Origin of the sequence: Serratia silvae (genome assembly GCF_023282985.1) — a bacterium.
GTDB classification, from domain to species: Bacteria; Pseudomonadota; Gammaproteobacteria; order Enterobacterales; family Enterobacteriaceae; genus Chania; species Chania silvae.
The window spans coordinates 1-15,863 of the sequence record NZ_JAGQDC010000007.1 but is presented as its reverse complement, the minus strand read 5'-3'; the positions used below and the strand labels follow the sequence as shown (position 1 = coordinate 15,863).

General features: G+C 54.6%; 15 protein-coding genes, 1 pseudogene and 1 other annotated feature (1 of these 17 running past the window's edge). All 16 genes and pseudogenes read left to right on the top strand.

Annotated features, from left to right (window positions below):
- Positions 1–14 (top strand) — a sequence feature (Phe leader region) (it extends 109 nt beyond the left edge of the window).
- Positions 15–153: 139 nt separating this feature from the next.
- The 16 genes and pseudogenes from pheS to KAJ71_RS10400 all read left to right on the top strand — a co-directional run bounded on the left by pheS (position 154) and on the right by KAJ71_RS10400 (position 15,789).
- Positions 154–1,137, top strand: a complete 984-nt coding sequence (gene pheS, locus KAJ71_RS10475; RefSeq protein WP_021804595.1) for a phenylalanine--tRNA ligase subunit alpha — start codon at positions 154–156, stop codon at positions 1,135–1,137.
- A gap of 14 nt (positions 1,138–1,151) precedes the next feature.
- Positions 1,152–3,539: a phenylalanine--tRNA ligase subunit beta gene (gene pheT / locus KAJ71_RS10470; RefSeq protein WP_248945653.1), complete on the top strand. Its 2,388-nt coding sequence runs from the start codon at positions 1,152–1,154 to the stop codon at positions 3,537–3,539.
- 4 nt (positions 3,540–3,543) lie between these two features.
- Positions 3,544–3,840 carry an integration host factor subunit alpha gene (gene ihfA, locus KAJ71_RS10465; RefSeq protein WP_004943604.1) on the top strand — a complete coding sequence of 99 codons (297 nt, stop codon included), beginning with the start codon at positions 3,544–3,546 and terminating at the stop codon, positions 3,838–3,840.
- 246 nt (positions 3,841–4,086) lie between these two features.
- A complete protein-coding gene (gene btuC, locus KAJ71_RS10460; protein WP_024485858.1) occupies positions 4,087–5,094 on the top strand; it encodes a vitamin B12 ABC transporter permease BtuC in 1,008 nt (335 codons plus the stop codon).
- Positions 5,095–5,164: 70 nt separating this feature from the next.
- Positions 5,165–5,716 carry a glutathione peroxidase gene (locus tag KAJ71_RS10455; protein WP_248945652.1) on the top strand — a complete coding sequence of 184 codons (552 nt, stop codon included), beginning with the start codon at positions 5,165–5,167 and terminating at the stop codon, positions 5,714–5,716.
- A gap of 16 nt (positions 5,717–5,732) precedes the next feature.
- Positions 5,733–6,488: a vitamin B12 ABC transporter ATP-binding protein BtuD gene (gene btuD / locus KAJ71_RS10450; RefSeq protein ID WP_248945651.1), complete on the top strand. Its 756-nt coding sequence runs from the start codon at positions 5,733–5,735 to the stop codon at positions 6,486–6,488.
- A 396-nt stretch (positions 6,489–6,884) separates the two neighbouring features.
- Positions 6,885–8,039, top strand: coding sequence for a UDP-4-amino-4-deoxy-L-arabinose aminotransferase (gene arnB, locus KAJ71_RS10445; RefSeq protein ID WP_248945650.1), 1,155 nt, complete (start codon positions 6,885–6,887; stop codon positions 8,037–8,039).
- The gene (gene arnC, locus KAJ71_RS10440; RefSeq protein ID WP_098931300.1) at positions 8,026–9,006 is read left to right on the top strand and encodes an undecaprenyl-phosphate 4-deoxy-4-formamido-L-arabinose transferase; all 981 of its coding nucleotides are present in this window, start codon (positions 8,026–8,028) and stop codon (positions 9,004–9,006) included. Before arnB ends, arnC begins: the two co-directional genes overlap by 14 nt.
- Positions 9,006–10,988, top strand: a complete 1,983-nt coding sequence (gene arnA / locus KAJ71_RS10435; RefSeq protein WP_248945855.1) for a bifunctional UDP-4-amino-4-deoxy-L-arabinose formyltransferase/UDP-glucuronic acid oxidase ArnA — start codon at positions 9,006–9,008, stop codon at positions 10,986–10,988. Before arnC ends, arnA begins: the two co-directional genes overlap by 1 nt.
- Positions 10,985–11,896 carry a 4-deoxy-4-formamido-L-arabinose-phosphoundecaprenol deformylase gene (gene arnD / locus KAJ71_RS10430; RefSeq protein ID WP_046808198.1) on the top strand — a complete coding sequence of 304 codons (912 nt, stop codon included), beginning with the start codon at positions 10,985–10,987 and terminating at the stop codon, positions 11,894–11,896. Before arnA ends, arnD begins: the two co-directional genes overlap by 4 nt.
- Entirely contained in the window at positions 11,893–13,557 is a 1,665-nt protein-coding gene (gene arnT / locus KAJ71_RS10425) for a lipid IV(A) 4-amino-4-deoxy-L-arabinosyltransferase (RefSeq protein WP_248945649.1), read from the top strand. Before arnD ends, arnT begins: the two co-directional genes overlap by 4 nt.
- Entirely contained in the window at positions 13,554–13,898 is a 345-nt protein-coding gene (gene arnE / locus KAJ71_RS10420; protein WP_024486713.1) for a 4-amino-4-deoxy-L-arabinose-phosphoundecaprenol flippase subunit ArnE, read from the top strand. Before arnT ends, arnE begins: the two co-directional genes overlap by 4 nt.
- Positions 13,895–14,284, top strand: a complete 390-nt coding sequence (gene arnF / locus KAJ71_RS10415; RefSeq protein ID WP_248945648.1) for a 4-amino-4-deoxy-L-arabinose-phosphoundecaprenol flippase subunit ArnF — start codon at positions 13,895–13,897, stop codon at positions 14,282–14,284. The genes arnE and arnF overlap by 4 nt, the downstream gene beginning before the upstream one ends.
- A gap of 167 nt (positions 14,285–14,451) precedes the next feature.
- Positions 14,452–14,910, top strand: a complete 459-nt coding sequence (locus KAJ71_RS10410) for an NlpC/P60 family protein (RefSeq protein WP_021178133.1) — start codon at positions 14,452–14,454, stop codon at positions 14,908–14,910.
- Between the two features lie 57 nt (positions 14,911–14,967).
- A pseudogene (lplA, locus tag KAJ71_RS10405) lies at positions 14,968–15,102 on the top strand (lipoate--protein ligase LplA); the annotation flags it as partial.
- Between the two features lie 45 nt (positions 15,103–15,147).
- Positions 15,148–15,789, top strand: coding sequence for a recombinase family protein (locus KAJ71_RS10400; protein ID WP_248945647.1), 642 nt, complete (start codon positions 15,148–15,150; stop codon positions 15,787–15,789).
- Positions 15,790–15,863 lie beyond the last annotated feature (74 nt).

The following is a 15,863-nucleotide window of genomic DNA, read 5'->3' as shown; positions in this document are numbered from 1 at the left end:
GAGGCTTTTTTGTTTTTGGCCACCTTCTGCGCCTTTCAGGCCCACGGCGCTTGCTTGGCTACGGCTTGAAATTCTTTGAAGATCAACCAAAGGCGTGTTGGAATAATAGATAACAATTACTTAGGGCCACAAGGCCAGAGGAAGAGGAAAGCAATGTCACATCTCGCAGAGCTGGTTGCCAACGCCAAGGCAGCCGTAGAAGATGCCCAAGATGTTGCCGCGTTGGATTTGGTACGCGTCGAATATTTTGGCAAGAAAGGTCATTTTACCTTACAGATGCAGTCCCTGCGTGAAGTGCCAGCGGAAGATCGCCCGGCAGCCGGGGCGGTGATCAACCAGGCAAAACAGGAAGTTCAGGATGCGCTGAACGCGCGTAAGAACGCGTTGGAATCTGCAGTGCTGAACGCACGTCTGGCGGCGGAGACCATCGATGTCTCGCTGCCGGGGCGTCGCCTGGAGAACGGGGGCCTGCACCCGGTTACTCGCACCATCGATCGTATCGAAACCTTCTTTGGCGAACTGGGCTTCTCGGTAGAGACCGGCCCGGAAATCGAAGATGACTATCATAACTTCGACGCGCTGAACATCCCTGGCCATCACCCGGCGCGTGCCGATCACGATACCTTCTGGTTTGACGCGACGCGCCTGCTGCGCACCCAGACCTCTGGCGTGCAGATCCGCACTATGAAGAATCAGCAGCCACCGATCCGCATCATCGCGCCGGGCCGCGTGTATCGTAACGACTATGATCAGACGCATACTCCGATGTTCCACCAGATGGAAGGCTTGATTGTCGACAAGGACATCAGCTTCACCAATCTGAAAGGGACGCTGCACGATTTCCTGAACAACTTCTTTGAAGAAGACCTGCAGGTTCGCTTCCGTCCTTCCTATTTCCCGTTCACCGAACCTTCTGCCGAAGTGGATGTGATGGGCAAAAACGGCAAGTGGCTGGAAGTGTTGGGTTGCGGCATGGTGCACCCGAACGTACTGCGCAACGTGGGCATCGATCCGGAAATCTATTCCGGCTTTGCCTTCGGCATGGGGATGGAGCGTCTGACGATGCTGCGTTATGGCGTTACCGATCTGCGTGCGTTCTTCGAAAACGATCTGCGTTTCCTCAAACAGTTTAAGTAAGGCGGGAATATCACATGAAATTCAGTGAACTCTGGTTGCGCGAGTGGGTAAACCCGGCCATCAGCAGCGAAACATTATCCGATCAAATCACCATGGCAGGCCTGGAAGTAGACGGCGTTGAGCCGGTGGCTGGCGTATTCAACGGCGTGGTCGTCGGCCACGTGGTGGAGTGCGGTCAGCACCCGAACGCCGACAAACTGCGCGTCACCAAAGTCGATGTGGGCGGTGAACGCCTGTTAGACATCGTTTGTGGTGCGCCAAACTGTCGTGCAGGCCTGAAAGTAGCCGTTGCTACCGTCGGGGCAGTGTTGCCGGGCGACTTCAAAATCAAAGCGGCCAAGCTGCGCGGCGAGCCTTCTGAAGGCATGCTGTGTTCGTTCTCCGAACTGGCAATTTCAGACGATCATGATGGCATCATTGAGCTGCCGGCAGATGCGCCGATCGGTACCGATATCCGTGACTATCTGCAATTGAACGATAGCGCGATCGAAATCAGCGTCACGCCGAACCGTGCTGACTGCCTGGGCATCATTGGCGTAGCGCGCGACGTTGCCGTGCTGAACCAACTGCCGCTTAGCGAGCCGGATATGAGCCCGGTTGCCGCCACCATCACCGACACACTGCCAATCCGTGTAGAAGCCCCTCAGGCCTGCCCACGTTATCTTGGACGTGTAGTAAAAGGCATCAACGTAAAGGCCCCTTCACCGTTGTGGATGCGTGAGAAGCTGCGCCGCGCCGGTATTCGCTCGATTGATGCCGTGGTTGACGTGACTAACTACGTGCTGATGGAACTGGGTCAGCCGATGCACGCTTTCGATCTCAATCGTATTGAGGGCGGTATCGTGGTGCGTATGGCTCACGAAGGTGAAACCCTGCGCCTGCTGGATGGTAACGAAGCCAAACTGCAAGCAGACACACTGGTGATTGCCGATCAGCAAAAAGCGTTGGCCATGGGGGGGATCTTTGGTGGTGAGCACTCTGGCGTGAATGACGAAACCCAGGATGTGCTGCTGGAGTGCGCCTTCTTCAGCCCGCTGTCGATTACAGGCCGCGCTCGCCGTCATGGCCTGCATACCGACGCCTCACATCGTTACGAGCGTGGCGTAGATCCGGCACTGCAACATAAAGCGATGGAACGAGCCACACGCCTGCTGATCGATATCTGCGGTGGTCAGGCTGGCCCAATCATTGACGTTAGCGATGAGAGCACCTTACCCAAGCGTGCCACCATTGCGCTGCGTCGTGAAAAGCTGGATCGCCTGATTGGCCACGTGGTGCCAAGCGAACAGGTGAGCGATATTCTGCGCCGCCTGGGTTGCCAGGTTACCGAACAGGGCGACAACTGGCTGGCGGTGGCACCAAGCTGGCGTTTCGATATGGAGATCGAAGAAGATTTGGTGGAAGAAGTGGCCCGTGTCTATGGCTACAACAACATCCCGGATGTGCCAGTACGTGCCGATCTGGTGATGACCAAACACCGCGAATCCGATCTGACCCTGAAGCGCGTGAAGACCATGTTGGTCGATCATGGCTATCAGGAAGCAATTACTTACAGTTTTGTTGACCCGAAAGTGCAGGCGTTGCTGCACCCAGGTGAAGAAGCCCTGATCCTGCCAAGCCCGATCTCGGTAGAGATGTCCGCGATGCGTCTGTCACTGTGGACCGGCCTGCTCTCGGCGGTGGTTTACAACCAGAATCGCCAGCAAACTCGGGTGCGCCTGTTTGAGAGCGGGCTGCGCTTTGTCCCTGATACTGCGGCAAATCTGGGTATCCGCCAGGATGTCATGCTGGCTGGCGTGATTGCCGGGCATACCCATGATGAGCATTGGGATCTGGCAAGAAAGCCGGTGGACTTCTATGATTTGAAAGGGGATCTGGAGTCGATATTGGAGCTGACCGGTAAATTATCCGAAATTCAGTTCAAGGCAGAGTCCAATCCCGCCCTGCATCCTGGGCAGAGTGCGGCCATTTATTTACACGGCGAGCGTGTCGGTTTCATCGGTGTGGTTCACCCAGAACTTGAGCGTAAACTGGATCTTAACGGCCGAACTGTGGTATTTGAATTGGAGTGGAACAAGCTCGCAAGCCGCGCCGTGCCTCAAGCCCGTGAGGTTTCTCGCTTCCCTGCAAACCGCCGCGATATCGCCGTCGTAGTGGCTGAAAACGTCGCCGCAGAAGATATTTTGGCAGAGTGTAAGAAAGTTGGCGCAAATCAGGTAGTTGGCGTAAACTTGTTTGATGTGTACCGTGGCAAGGGCGTAGCTGAGGGTTATAAGAGCCTGGCTATCAGTCTGGTGTTGCAGGATACCGCCCGTACACTGGAAGAAGAGGAGATTGCCGCTACCGTTGCAAAATGTGTAGAGGCTCTAAAACAGCGATTCCAAGCATCCTTGAGGGATTGAACCTATGGCGCTTACTAAAGCTGAAATGTCAGAACACCTGTTTGAGAAGCTAGGGCTTAGCAAACGGGATGCCAAAGACCTGGTAGAACTGTTCTTTGAAGAGGTCCGTCGAGCTCTGGAGAACGGAGAACAGGTCAAGCTGTCTGGTTTTGGCAATTTTGATTTGCGAGACAAGAACCAACGTCCGGGACGCAACCCGAAAACCGGTGAGGACATTCCGATTACGGCGCGCCGCGTGGTCACTTTCCGTCCGGGACAGAAACTGAAAAGCCGGGTGGAGAACGCCAGCCCGAAAGAGTAGGTTACACAACGCCAAAAAGGCCGCGCAAGCGGCCTTTTTCTTTAGCCAGTTTATCAACCTCACTGGGCCAGCGCTGCATGCTGTTCCGGTCTATTGCCATCATTGCACCGATGACCGGCAATGCCAGCCGCTGTTTTCCCAACCATTCGATGACTCAGTCCTTCCCCTAAGCGCCCGAACCTCCTACTATTTGCTGCAAGACGTTATTTTCAGGCCGCTATCGGCCAGTAGGGAAGTTGTGTAGTTATGCCGAGCAGTCAGACCTTCACTTTGTTACAACAGCATCAACACCGCCGCGATAAACGCTATTTGACCTGGCTGACGCTGGGCGTCGTGCTGGCATTTGCCTTCAGCCTGAGCGCCGGGGATCTGTGGATCTGGCCTGCGCAGTGGTTGAGTGAGCCTGCACAGCTGTTTGTCTGGCAATTGCGCCTGCCACGGGCGCTGGCGGTGATGCTGGTGGGGGCAAGCCTGGCGGTGGCCGGTGCGGCGATGCAGGCCCTGTTTGAGAACCCGCTGGCGGAGCCTGGACTGCTTGGCGTATCCAACGGTGCCGGAGTGGCGCTGGTGCTGACGGTGCTGTTCGGCAACGGCCTGCTGCCGGTAGCACTGATGAGCATGAACGCCATCGCTGGCGCCCTGGTGATGACCTTCCTGTTGCTGATTTTTGCCCGCCGTCGCCGGTTGAGCAACGCACGTTTGCTGCTGGTGGGGGTAGCGCTGGGGATTGTGTGCAGCGCGATTATGACCTGGGCCGTGTATTTCAGTTCGAGCCTCGACCTGCGGCAACTGATGTATTGGATGATGGGTGGTTTCGGCGGGGTGGATTGGCGGCAGAAATGGCTGTTGTTAGCCCTGTTGCCGGCGCTGCTGTGGCTATGCGCACAAGGCAAGGTGCTGAACTTGATGGCGCTTGGCGAAATGCAGGCCCGGCAGTTGGGCCTCTCTCTGCACGTATGGCGTAATCTGCTGGTGCTGGCCATCGGCTGGCTGGTGGGCACCAGCGTGGCCCTGGCGGGCGTGATTGGCTTTATCGGCCTGGTGATCCCGCATATTTTGCGCCTCAGTGGTTTGACCAACCAACGTTACCTGCTGCCAGGCTGCGCCTTGGCAGGCGCGGGCGTCTTGTTAGTGGCGGACGTGGTGGCGCGGATTGCGCTGTTTTCGGCGGAATTACCCATCGGCGTGGTCACTGCAACGCTGGGAGCTCCTCTTTTTATCTGGTTACTGGCGCGGACAAAAAGCGTAAGGTAAACCGGCTGCCGGTAATGCCCGGCGGCGTTTTTCTGTCTCACCTGCAAATAAAACCAAAGGAAAACATCTGATGAGCAACCCCATTTATGCCATTCCCCTGCAAACCATTGAGAACCAATCTACCACGCTGAACGCCTATGCTGGCAAGGTGCTGCTGGTGGTCAACGTAGCGTCGGAATGCGGCCTGACCAAGCAATACGAAGGTCTGGAAAAGCTTTATGAAACCTGGCGTGAGCAGGGTTTTGCGGTGTTGGGCTTCCCCTCCAATGAGTTTCTTGGCCAGGAACCGGGCAGCAATGAAGAGATCCTGGCGTTTTGCCGTGGCACCTTTGGCGTCCAATTCCCAATGTTTGCCAAAATCGAAGTCAATGGTGAAGGTCGCCATCCGCTTTATCGGGAACTGATTGCCGTACAGCCAGAGGCCGTCGTACCAGAAGGCAGTGGTTTCCTGGAGCGGATGAGCAGCAAAGACCGTGCGCCGAAGCACACCGGCGATATCCTGTGGAACTTTGAGAAATTCTTGATTGGCCGTGATGGTCAGGTGATCCAACGCTTCTCGCCGGATATGACGCCGGAAGATCCACAGGTGTCCGAGGCCATCAAACAGGCTTTGGCCAAGTAAAGGAGCGAACAGAACCATGCTGCAACTCAGTGAGGTAGGGGTAGAAGGGCGATTGGTGCCGTTTTCTGGGCAGATCGCCGCTGGGTTGCAGGTGCACCTGATCGGCCCTAACGGCGCAGGTAAGAGCACGTTGTTGGCCAGATTGGCGGGAATGTTGCCAGGGCTTGGCGAAGTTCGGCTGTCTGGGCGTTTACTGGAAGCGTATACGGGGAATGAACTGGCAAGGCACCGGGCTTATCTGTGTCAGCAGCAGCCTCCGGTTGCGCTAATGCCGGTATTTCAATATCTCGCCTTACATCAGCCCGCCGAGGCGGAAGAAAGCGAGCTGGAAAAAGCCATCCTGTATTTGGCACGTAGCCTAAAGCTGGCGGATAAATTATCCCGCATGTTGACTCAACTCTCCGGGGGGGAATGGCAACGGGTGCGGCTGGCCGCAGTGTTGTTACAGGTTTGGCCGACGGTCAACCCGCTTAGCCAATTACTGCTGCTCGATGAACCGACCAACAGTCTGGATGTGGCGCAAAAGGTGGCGCTCGATCGCCTGCTGCGCGAATTTTGCCAAAGTGGCCGCAGCGCCCTGGTCTGTGCTCACGATCTCAATCATACCTTGCAACAGGCCGATCGGGTCTGGTTGCTGCAATCAGGACGGTTGGTCGCCGAGGGGGGCACCCACGAGGTAATGGAGCCGGGGTTATTATCCAAGGTATATGACGTGGATTTTCATCTGCAGGCGGTGGGAGAACAGCGCTGGATTATGACTAAAACAGCCTAGCGATGTTTAGACGTTTTTTAACCGATAAAACGGAGATTAAACGAAAAGTAAACGTGATCGATATAATTACCCAATAAGGGTACAAATCCTGCGGGTAATCTCACAAAATAAGATGGAAAATCCACGATTACCTGCTACGCTGAACGGGTTGAAAAGAAATAAGTAAAAAAATATAACTGCATAACTCAATGATTATGCAACTAATTATTGGTTCCTTGATGAAGAAGTTTTACAGAAGGTTTCCTGATAATAATTTCTCCCTTAAGGTTTAGTTAAGCTTGCCCAAGTACATTGGCAGTTAATCCACCAGTGATCATTCTTTGCGACGTTTACTATTCGTTAAATGTAAAAGTCTTACAGTAGTTTAAAGAAAATCGAGACGTTTGGGGTTTAATTATGGATCAATTCCTGCCTTTTTCACGCCCGGCAATTGGGGATGAAGAAATTGCGGCGGTAGAAAAGGTGTTGCGTTCTGGCTGGATCACCACCGGGCCGCAAAATCAGCAGTTGGAAAGCGAGTTTTGCCGAACTTTCGGCTGCAAGCATGCGGTTGCCGTCTGCTCTGCAACGGCGGGGATGCACATCACTCTGATGGCTCTGGATATCGGGCCAGGGGATGAAATCATTACCCCTTCACAAACCTGGGTTTCCACCCTCAACATGATCGAATTGCTTGGCGCTACGCCGGTGATGATCGATGTTGACCGGGACACTTTGATGGTCAGTGCAGCCGATGTTGAGGCGGCCATCACCCCACGTACCAAAGCGATTATTCCCGTTCACTATGCGGGCGCACCATTACCGATGGATGAGCTGCGCGCAGTGGCTGAACGCCACAACCTCCCCCTGATTGAAGATGCGGCTCACGCCGTAGGCACCCGTTTCGATGGTGAATGGGTGGGCGCGCGGGGTACTGCCATTTTCTCTTTCCACGCCATCAAAAACCTGACCTGTGCTGAAGGCGGCCTGATCGCGACCGATGACGATCAACTGGCCGATCGCGTCCGCTGCCTGAAGTTCCACGGCCTGGGCGTTGACGCTTTTGACCGCCAACTGCAGGGGCGTAAGCCGCAGGCAGAAGTGGTTGAACCTGGCTACAAATACAACCTGTCAGATATTCATGCGGCGATCGCTGTGGTGCAGCTGGCGCGTTTGCCAGAGTTGAACGCCCGGCGCAAGGTGCTGGCGGAACGTTACCTGGCCGCGCTGCAAGATTCGCCTTTCCAGCCGTTGGGGTTACCAGATTATCCGCACGATCACGCCTGGCACCTGTTTATGGTGCGTGTTGATGAACAACGTTGCGGCATTGGGCGCGATCAACTGATGGAACGGCTGAAAGAAGTTGGGGTCGGCACCGGTCTGCATTTCCGCGCCGCCCATACGCAAAAATTCTACCGCGAACGTTACCCACAGCTGTCACTGCCCAATACCGAATGGAACTCGGCACGCCTGTGCACTTTACCGCTGTTCCCAGATATGACCGAAGCCGATGTCGATCGCGTGGTCAATGCCTTGTCTTCCGTATTGGAGTCTTCCCGTGTCTCGCGCTGAACCTATTAGCAAAGTTTCGGTGGTGATCCCGGTGTACAACGAGCAGGAGAGTTTACCTGCCTTGTTGGAGCGCACCACCGCCGCCTGTAAACAACTATTGCAACCTTATGAAATTATTCTGATTGACGATGGCAGCAGCGACAACTCTGCCGCCATGCTGACCGCCGCGGCGGAACAACCGGGGAGTTGCATTATTGCCGTGCTGCTGAACCGTAACTACGGCCAGCATTCCGCCATCATGGCGGGCTTCAATCAGGTCAGTGGCGATCTGGTGATCACCCTGGATGCCGATTTGCAAAACCCGCCGGAGGAAATTCCCCGTCTGGTCAGCGTCGCGGAAGAGGGTTATGACGTGGTGGGGACCGTGCGTGCCAACCGTCAGGACTCCTGGTTCCGCAAGACGGCCTCCCGCATGATTAATATGATGATCCAGCGCGCGACCGGTAAATCCATGGGCGACTATGGATGCATGTTGCGTGCCTATCGCCGCCATATCATTGAGGCGATGCTGCACTGCCATGAGCGCAGCACCTTTATTCCGATCCTGGCCAACACCTTTGCTCGCCGTACCACGGAGATCGAGGTGCGTCACGCTGAACGCGAGTTCGGTGACTCCAAATATAGCCTGATGAAGCTGATCAACCTGATGTATGACCTGATCACCTGCCTGACTACCACGCCGTTGCGTCTACTCAGCGTAGTGGGCAGCGTGATTGCGCTGTCGGGCTTCGTGCTGGCGGTGTTGTTGATCGTGCTGCGCTTGGTCCTGGGGCCGGAATGGGCGGCAGGCGGAGTGTTCACGCTGTTTGCGGTGTTATTCACCTTTATCGGTGCACAGTTTGTCGGTATGGGATTGTTAGGGGAGTACATCGGCCGGATTTATAACGACGTCCGTGCTCGTCCCCGCTATTTTGTCCAGAAAGTGGTCGGTGCAAAACCAACCCAAAATAATCAGGAAGAAGAATGATGAAAGCTATTGTATTTGCTTACCATGATATCGGCTGCGCAGGCTTGAAAGCGCTGACAGAAGCGGGCTATGACGTACAGGCCGTATTTACCCATACCGATGATCCAGGTGAAAACAACTTCTTCTCTTCCGTTGCTCGCCAGGGCGCCGAACTGGAGCTGCCGGTGTATGCGCCGGAAGATGTCAATCATCCGCTGTGGGTGGAGCGTATCCGTGAGCTGCAGCCGGATATCATTTTCTCTTTCTACTACCGCAATATGTTGAGCGATGAGATCCTTTCTCTGGCTCCAAAAGGTGGTTTTAACCTGCATGGTTCACTGTTGCCACGCTACCGTGGCCGCGCGCCGATCAACTGGGCGCTGGTGAATGGCGAAACCGAAACCGGTGCCACGTTGCACAAGATGGTCAAACGTCCGGATGCCGGCGATATCGTTGGTCAGCATAAAGTGGCGATTTCCGAGCAGGACACCGCGCTGACGCTGCACAAAAAAGTGTTGGAAGCGGCGCAGATCGTCTTGAAAGAACAACTGCCGAAACTGAAAGACGGCACGGCTAGCTTAACTGAGCAAAACGAAGCGGATGCCAGCTATTTTGGCCGCCGTACTGCTGCCGACGGTGAGATCCAGTGGCACAAGTCTGCTCATGAAATCAACAACCTGGTGCGAGCTGTCACCGAACCTTATCCGGGCGCCTTCAGCTATCTGGGCCAGCGCAAGGTGATTGTTTGGCGCGCACGCGTGCTGGATACCGCGCATGATAAGCAGCCTGGTACGGTGCTGAGCACCACCCCACTGGTGATTGCCTGTGGTGAAGGGGCGCTGGAAATCGTGGCTGGCCAGAGCGAGTCTGGTTTGTATGTGCAAGGCAACCGCCTGGCAGCGGAAATGGGCATGGTGAGCGACGTACGTCTGGCTGCCAAGCCAAGCTCGGTGATGAAGCGCCGGACCCGCGTGCTGATCCTGGGAGTTAACGGCTTTATCGGCAACCATCTCACCGAACGCCTGCTGCGCGAAGATCGTTACGATATCTATGGCCTGGATATCGGCTCTGATGCAATCAGCCGTTTCCTGGATAACCCGCGCTTCCACTTTGTGGAAGGGGATATCAGCATTCATTCCGAGTGGATCGAATATCACATCAAGAAGTGCGACGTGGTATTGCCGTTGGTGGCGATCGCCACACCGATCGAATACACCCGCAATCCGCTGCGCGTGTTCGAGCTGGATTTCGAAGAAAACCTGAAAATCGTTCGCGACTGCGTGAAATACAACAAACGCATCATCTTCCCGTCCACCTCCGAAGTTTACGGCATGTGTGACGATAAAGAGTTTGATGAGGACACTTCGCGTCTGATCGTCGGGCCAATCAACAAACAGCGCTGGATCTATTCGGTCTCCAAACAGCTGTTGGACCGGGTTATCTGGGCTTATGGGGCTAAAGAAGGCCTGAAGTTCACGCTGTTCCGTCCGTTTAACTGGATGGGGCCACGCCTGGACAACCTGGATGCGGCGCGCATCGGCTCATCGCGTGCGATCACCCAGTTGATCCTGAACCTGGTTGAAGGCTCACCGATCAAGCTGGTGGACGGTGGGGCGCAGAAACGTTGCTTTACCGATATCAACGATGGTATTGAAGCGCTGTACCGCATTATTGAAAACCGCAACGGTCAATGTGATGGTCAGATCGTCAACATCGGCAACCCGACCAACGAAGCCAGTATTCGTGAGCTGGCGGAAATGCTGCTGGCCAGCTTCAATGAGCATCCGCTGCGCGGCAATTTCCCGCCGTTTGCCGGTTTCAAGGACGTGGAAAGCAGCAGCTACTACGGCAAAGGATATCAGGACGTTGAGCACCGTACACCAAGCATCAAGAACGCGCGCCGCCTGCTGGGCTGGCAGCCGACGATCGCCATGCAGCAAACCGTTGCCGAGACGCTGGACTACTTCCTGCGTACTACGGTAAAGGAAGGTGATGGTGCATGAAGAAGGTCGGCCTGCGAGTTGATGTAGACACCTTTAGCGGTACCCGTGAAGGGGTGCCGCGCCTGCTGGAACTGTTTGCCAAATACGATATTCAGGCCAGCTTCTTCTTCAGCGTCGGGCCGGACAACATGGGGCGCCACTTGTGGCGCCTGCTTCGTCCCCAATTCCTGCTGAAAATGCTGCGTTCCAAGGCGGCGTCTCTGTACGGTTGGGATATCCTGCTGGCGGGGACCGCGTGGCCTGGGCGGAATATTTCCCGACCTTTGGGGCCATTGATGAAGCGCACGTTGGAGATGGGCCACGAAGTAGGGTTGCATGCCTGGGATCATCAAGGGTGGCAGGCCAAGGTGGGGCAGTGGTCCAAACCCGAGTTGACGCGTCAGGTTCAGTTGGGCGTTGATGCACTGGCCAATGCAATCGGTCAACCGGTCCGATTTTCGGCGGTGGCGGGGTGGCGTGCCGATCAGCGCGTGGTGGAGGTTAAGCAAGGTTTTGGTTTCGAGTATAACAGCGATTGCCGTGGCACCCATCCGTTCCGTCCGCTATTAGAGAACGGCCAGCCGGGCACGGTGCAAATCCCCGTGACGCTCCCCACCTTTGATGAGGTGATTGGCCGTGAAACCAGCATGGCGGATTTCAATGATTATATTCTGCGAGCGATAGAAAACGATGGTGGGGTGCCAGTGTACACCATACATACCGAGGTGGAAGGTATGTCGCAGTCGGCCATGTTCGAACAGTTGTTACAGCGTGCAAAACAGCAAGGTATCGAGTTCTGCCCGCTGAGCGCGTTACTGCCCCAAGACGTGTCATCACTGCCGCTAGGCCGCATTATACGCGCACCATTTCCTGGCCGAGAAGGCTGGTTGGGTTATCAAACCGAAGTTGGGGGAGAAAAGGTTTCATGAAAGCGTTGAAAGGATCCTGGGCCATCGTATTGGCCATTTTTTTTGCCCTGGTGTATCTGCTGCCGGTGAATGGGCGGTTGCTGTGGCAGCCAGATGAAACCCGCTACGCCGAAATCAGCCGTGAAATGCTGGCGCGCGGAGATTGGGTAGTGCCTAACCTGCTCGGCCTGCGCTATTTTGAAAAACCGGTTGCCGGTTACTGGTTTAACAACATTAGCCAGTGGTTGTTCGGCGATAGTAACTTTGCCGTGCGCTTTGGCTCGATATTCAGCACGGGCCTGACTGCCTTACTGGTCTTTGCTCTGGCCTGGCTGATGTGGAAAAATGCGCGTCGTGCCTATCTGGCGGTGCTGATCTTCCTGTCGATGGTGCTGGTATTCAGTATCGGCACTTACAGCGTCCTCGATCCGATGATCTCGCTGTGGTTGACGGCAGCCATGGTCAGCTATTATCTGACGCTGAAAGCCACCACCGCCAAAGGTAAGCTGGGGGGCTATGTGTTGCTCGGGCTGGCCTGTGGCATGGGTTTTATGACCAAAGGCTTTCTGGCGCTGGCGGTGCCGGTGATTGCCGTTATCCCCATTGTTATTCAGCAGCGTAAAGTTAAAGATCTGTTCTGCTATGGGCCAGTGGCGATCGTGGTGGCGGTACTGCTCAGCCTGCCGTGGGCGCTGGCGGTGGCCCAACGCGAGCCGGACTATTGGAACTACTTCTTCTGGGTGGAGCATATTCAGCGCTTTGCCGAAGACAATGCCCAGCATAAGGCACCCTTCTGGTATTACATCCCGATCCTGATCGCTGCGGTACTGCCGTGGTTGGGGTTATTGCCTGGTTCCCTGCTCAAGGGATGGCGTGAGCGTGCGCAACGCCCGGAGCTGTTTTTCCTGTTGAGCTGGGTGATGATGCCGCTGATCTTCTTCAGCATCGCCAAAGGCAAGCTGCCTACCTATATTCTGCCTTGCATGGCGCCGTTGGCACTGCTGATGGCGGCTTACGCCGAGGATTGCGCAGGGCAGTTACGTACTCGGGTCTTCAAGGTGAATGCTCTACTGAATGGCCTGTTTGGTCTGATTGGCATTATCGCGTTGTTGCTGATCGGCTCCGGTATGTTACATAAAGTACATCTGTTTACTGCCGATGAGTGGCCGAAAATCGTGCTCGGTCTGATTGCCTTTGGTGGTTGGCTGCTGTTTGCCGTGATTTCCGCTCGTGATAACGCGAAACGCTGGACCTGGGCGGCCGCCTGCCCGCTGCTGCTTTGTCTGTTGATCGGCTACGCTATCCCACAGCAGGTGATCGACTCCAAGCAGCCGCAAAACTTCATTCGTGACAATATCGCCACGCTCAGCCAGAGCCAGTTTGTGTTGGCCGATCGCGTGGGTATCGCCGCTGGCCTGGCCTGGGAACTGAAGCGCAGCGATGTGCTGATGTACGGTGAAAAAGGCGAGCTCACTTATGGCTTGGCCTATCCCGATGCGCGAGAACACTATATCGGTGAGGAAGATTTTGCTGGCTGGTTGGCTCAGGCTCGTAAACAGGGGGATGTGTCACTGGTAATGCAACTCTCCCGTGGTGAGCACGTGCCGACAGATTTGCCACCGCCAGACAGCGTGGTCGAGATGCATCGCATGGCATTGGTATGGTATAAGCAGCAACCATGATGGCGTATTTATTGGTGATCCTGGTTAGCCTGTTCACCTGTGCGGGGCAGCTGTGTCAGAAACAGGCTGCCCTTACCTGGCAACAGGCTGGCGATCGGCGGCGGGCTTTAACGCTGCGCTGGTTGGCGCTGGCGGTGCTGCTAATGGGGCTGGGCATGCTGGTGTGGCTAAATGTGTTGCAGCGTCTGCCGCTCAGCCTGGCCTATCCGATGCTGAGCCTCAATTTTGTCCTGGTGACGTTGGCGGCGCGCTGGTTGTTTAACGAGCCGACCACGGTGCGTCACTGGTGCGGCGTGGCGTCGATCATGCTGGGGATCCTGCTGATGAGTCTGCAATCATGAAAGGTTATCTTTGGGGCGCGGGTAGCGTTCTGTTAGTGACGTTGGCCCAGTTGCTGATGAAATGGGGCATGGGACAAATCCCGCTGTTGTCCTTTGCCGATGTTACCTGGCCGTTACTCAACCAGTATGGAATGGCCTTGATAGCGGTGGTCGTTGGCATCTTCGGCTATGCATTATCAATGCTGTGCTGGTTCTTCGCGCTGAATTATCTGCCACTGAACCGGGCTTATCCGTTGTTGAGCGTCAGTTATGCGCTGGTTTACCTGGCGGCGGTGATCCTGCCCTGGTTTAATGAATCAGCCACCTTGCTCAAAACGCTGGGGACGCTGTTTATTCTGTTCGGCGTCTGGTTGATCAACAGCCATCGAGCGGAAAAAAACAGTTAATAGCGGAAAAAATGCTGTAGATTCTAATATCTCGTGCACAAAACTTGCCTTTTTCTTATCTTGAGCGATAAATTAACGCCAAACAGCATTCTCATTACCTGGGGTGGTGTGGTGAAATACCGCAGGCGGTTGATCCGGTTAGGTGTTCAAGTGAAGGATATAATGCGATGCGCGTATGGTTTCTATTAGCCAGTTTAATTCTTGCCGGTTGCAGCAGCCATGCGCCGCCGCCGAGTGGTCGTTTGTCCGATTCCATCGTGGTGGTAGCGCAATTAAATGAACAACTGCGCCAATGGTATGGCACCCCGTATCGCTACGGCGGGCTGGATCGCGGCGGCGTAGACTGTTCCGGCTTTGTCTATCGTACCTTCAGCGACCGCTTTGATATGCAATTACCGCGCTCCACGGCGCAGCAGACCGGACTGGGGACCAAAGTCTCGCGCGATGAGTTGATGCCGGGTGATCTGGTGTTCTTTAAAACCGGCAGCGGAGAGAATGGCCTGCATGTTGGGATCTACGATACCAACGACGAGTTTATTCATGCTTCTACCAGCAAAGGCGTGACGCGTTCCTCACTCAACAACGTTTACTGGCGCAAGGTATACTGGCAGGCGCGCCGGATTTAACGCCTCAAATCGCTTATCTGGTGTATTATGGCAGCCCTGCATGATGAGGTGACTGCCATGAATTCCTTACGTTTATTGATTTCTGATTCCTACGATCCCTGGTTTAATCTGGCGGTAGAAGAGTGCATTTTCCGCGAAATGACTACGCAAAAAATCCTCTTCCTGTGGCGCAATGCCGAAACCGTGGTTATCTGATAGAATTCACACATAAGAATATGCTTTATGTGAGACTTCGTCATGACCAAGAAACGACCCCACATCTACACCCGCGTATCAAAAGCAAAGCAAATTGAAGGTAGTGGTTTAGACGAGCAAACAGCAAGAATTCAGCAATACCTCAAAGACAAGCAACATCTTTTTGAAGGTGAGCCTGTTTACTGGACAGATGTTGGTCTTTCTGCATATAGAAACAAAAACATCACTGACGGCCAGCTTGGTAAGTTCATGGAACTGGTTGATTCTGGAGCTATAGGTGAGGGGGATGCTCTAATCATCTACAGCCTTGACCGCCTATCACGTCGTTCTGCTTGGGATGAGGTTACTATTCCCAAAATTGTTAATAGTCGCTGTGATATCCATGATGTGAGTACGCCTGTAGTACTTAAACATGACGATCCTTTTTCTAAGATAATCATGGAGTTGATTATCCAACGTGGAAACAACGAGTCTAAAATAAAATCTGAGCGTTCTACCAGCGGCTGGGAGATGCGTTTTGATAATATGGTGAAAAAAGGCGATATTATGACTCGGCGTTTACCTCGATGGCTTGATTACGATGAGTCATGTGGTTATACCCTCAAAGAAAGAGAAGTAAATATAATTCGTGATATATTCAGGGATTACGCCAGAGGGATAAGTAGCCCTGTTATCGCAAAGTGATCTTACCCACTAACAATGGACACACGACTAAGCGAGGGTCTGGTTTTCAAATTGTTCCGGGCTGAGTCCGCCAC

Excerpts from the sequence above, each read along its gene's own strand:
- pheS (WP_021804595.1), top strand. The coding sequence starts at position 154 with ATGTCACATCTCGCAGAGCTGGTTGCCAACGCCAAGGCAGCCGTAGAA.
- pheT (WP_248945653.1), top strand. The coding sequence starts at position 1,152 with ATGAAATTCAGTGAACTCTGGTTGCGCGAGTGGGTAAACCCGGCCATC.
- ihfA (WP_004943604.1), top strand. The coding sequence starts at position 3,544 with ATGGCGCTTACTAAAGCTGAAATGTCAGAACACCTGTTTGAGAAGCTA.
- btuC (WP_024485858.1), top strand. The coding sequence starts at position 4,087 with ATGCCGAGCAGTCAGACCTTCACTTTGTTACAACAGCATCAACACCGC.
- KAJ71_RS10455 (WP_248945652.1), top strand. The coding sequence starts at position 5,165 with ATGAGCAACCCCATTTATGCCATTCCCCTGCAAACCATTGAGAACCAA.
- btuD (WP_248945651.1), top strand. The coding sequence starts at position 5,733 with ATGCTGCAACTCAGTGAGGTAGGGGTAGAAGGGCGATTGGTGCCGTTT.
- arnB (WP_248945650.1), top strand. The coding sequence starts at position 6,885 with ATGGATCAATTCCTGCCTTTTTCACGCCCGGCAATTGGGGATGAAGAA.
- arnA (WP_248945855.1), top strand. The coding sequence starts at position 9,006 with ATGAAAGCTATTGTATTTGCTTACCATGATATCGGCTGCGCAGGCTTG.
- arnD (WP_046808198.1), top strand. The coding sequence starts at position 10,985 with ATGAAGAAGGTCGGCCTGCGAGTTGATGTAGACACCTTTAGCGGTACC.
- arnT (WP_248945649.1), top strand. The coding sequence starts at position 11,893 with ATGAAAGCGTTGAAAGGATCCTGGGCCATCGTATTGGCCATTTTTTTT.
- arnE (WP_024486713.1), top strand. The coding sequence starts at position 13,554 with ATGATGGCGTATTTATTGGTGATCCTGGTTAGCCTGTTCACCTGTGCG.
- arnF (WP_248945648.1), top strand. The coding sequence starts at position 13,895 with ATGAAAGGTTATCTTTGGGGCGCGGGTAGCGTTCTGTTAGTGACGTTG.
- KAJ71_RS10410 (WP_021178133.1), top strand. The coding sequence starts at position 14,452 with ATGCGCGTATGGTTTCTATTAGCCAGTTTAATTCTTGCCGGTTGCAGC.
- KAJ71_RS10400 (WP_248945647.1), top strand. The coding sequence starts at position 15,148 with ATGACCAAGAAACGACCCCACATCTACACCCGCGTATCAAAAGCAAAG.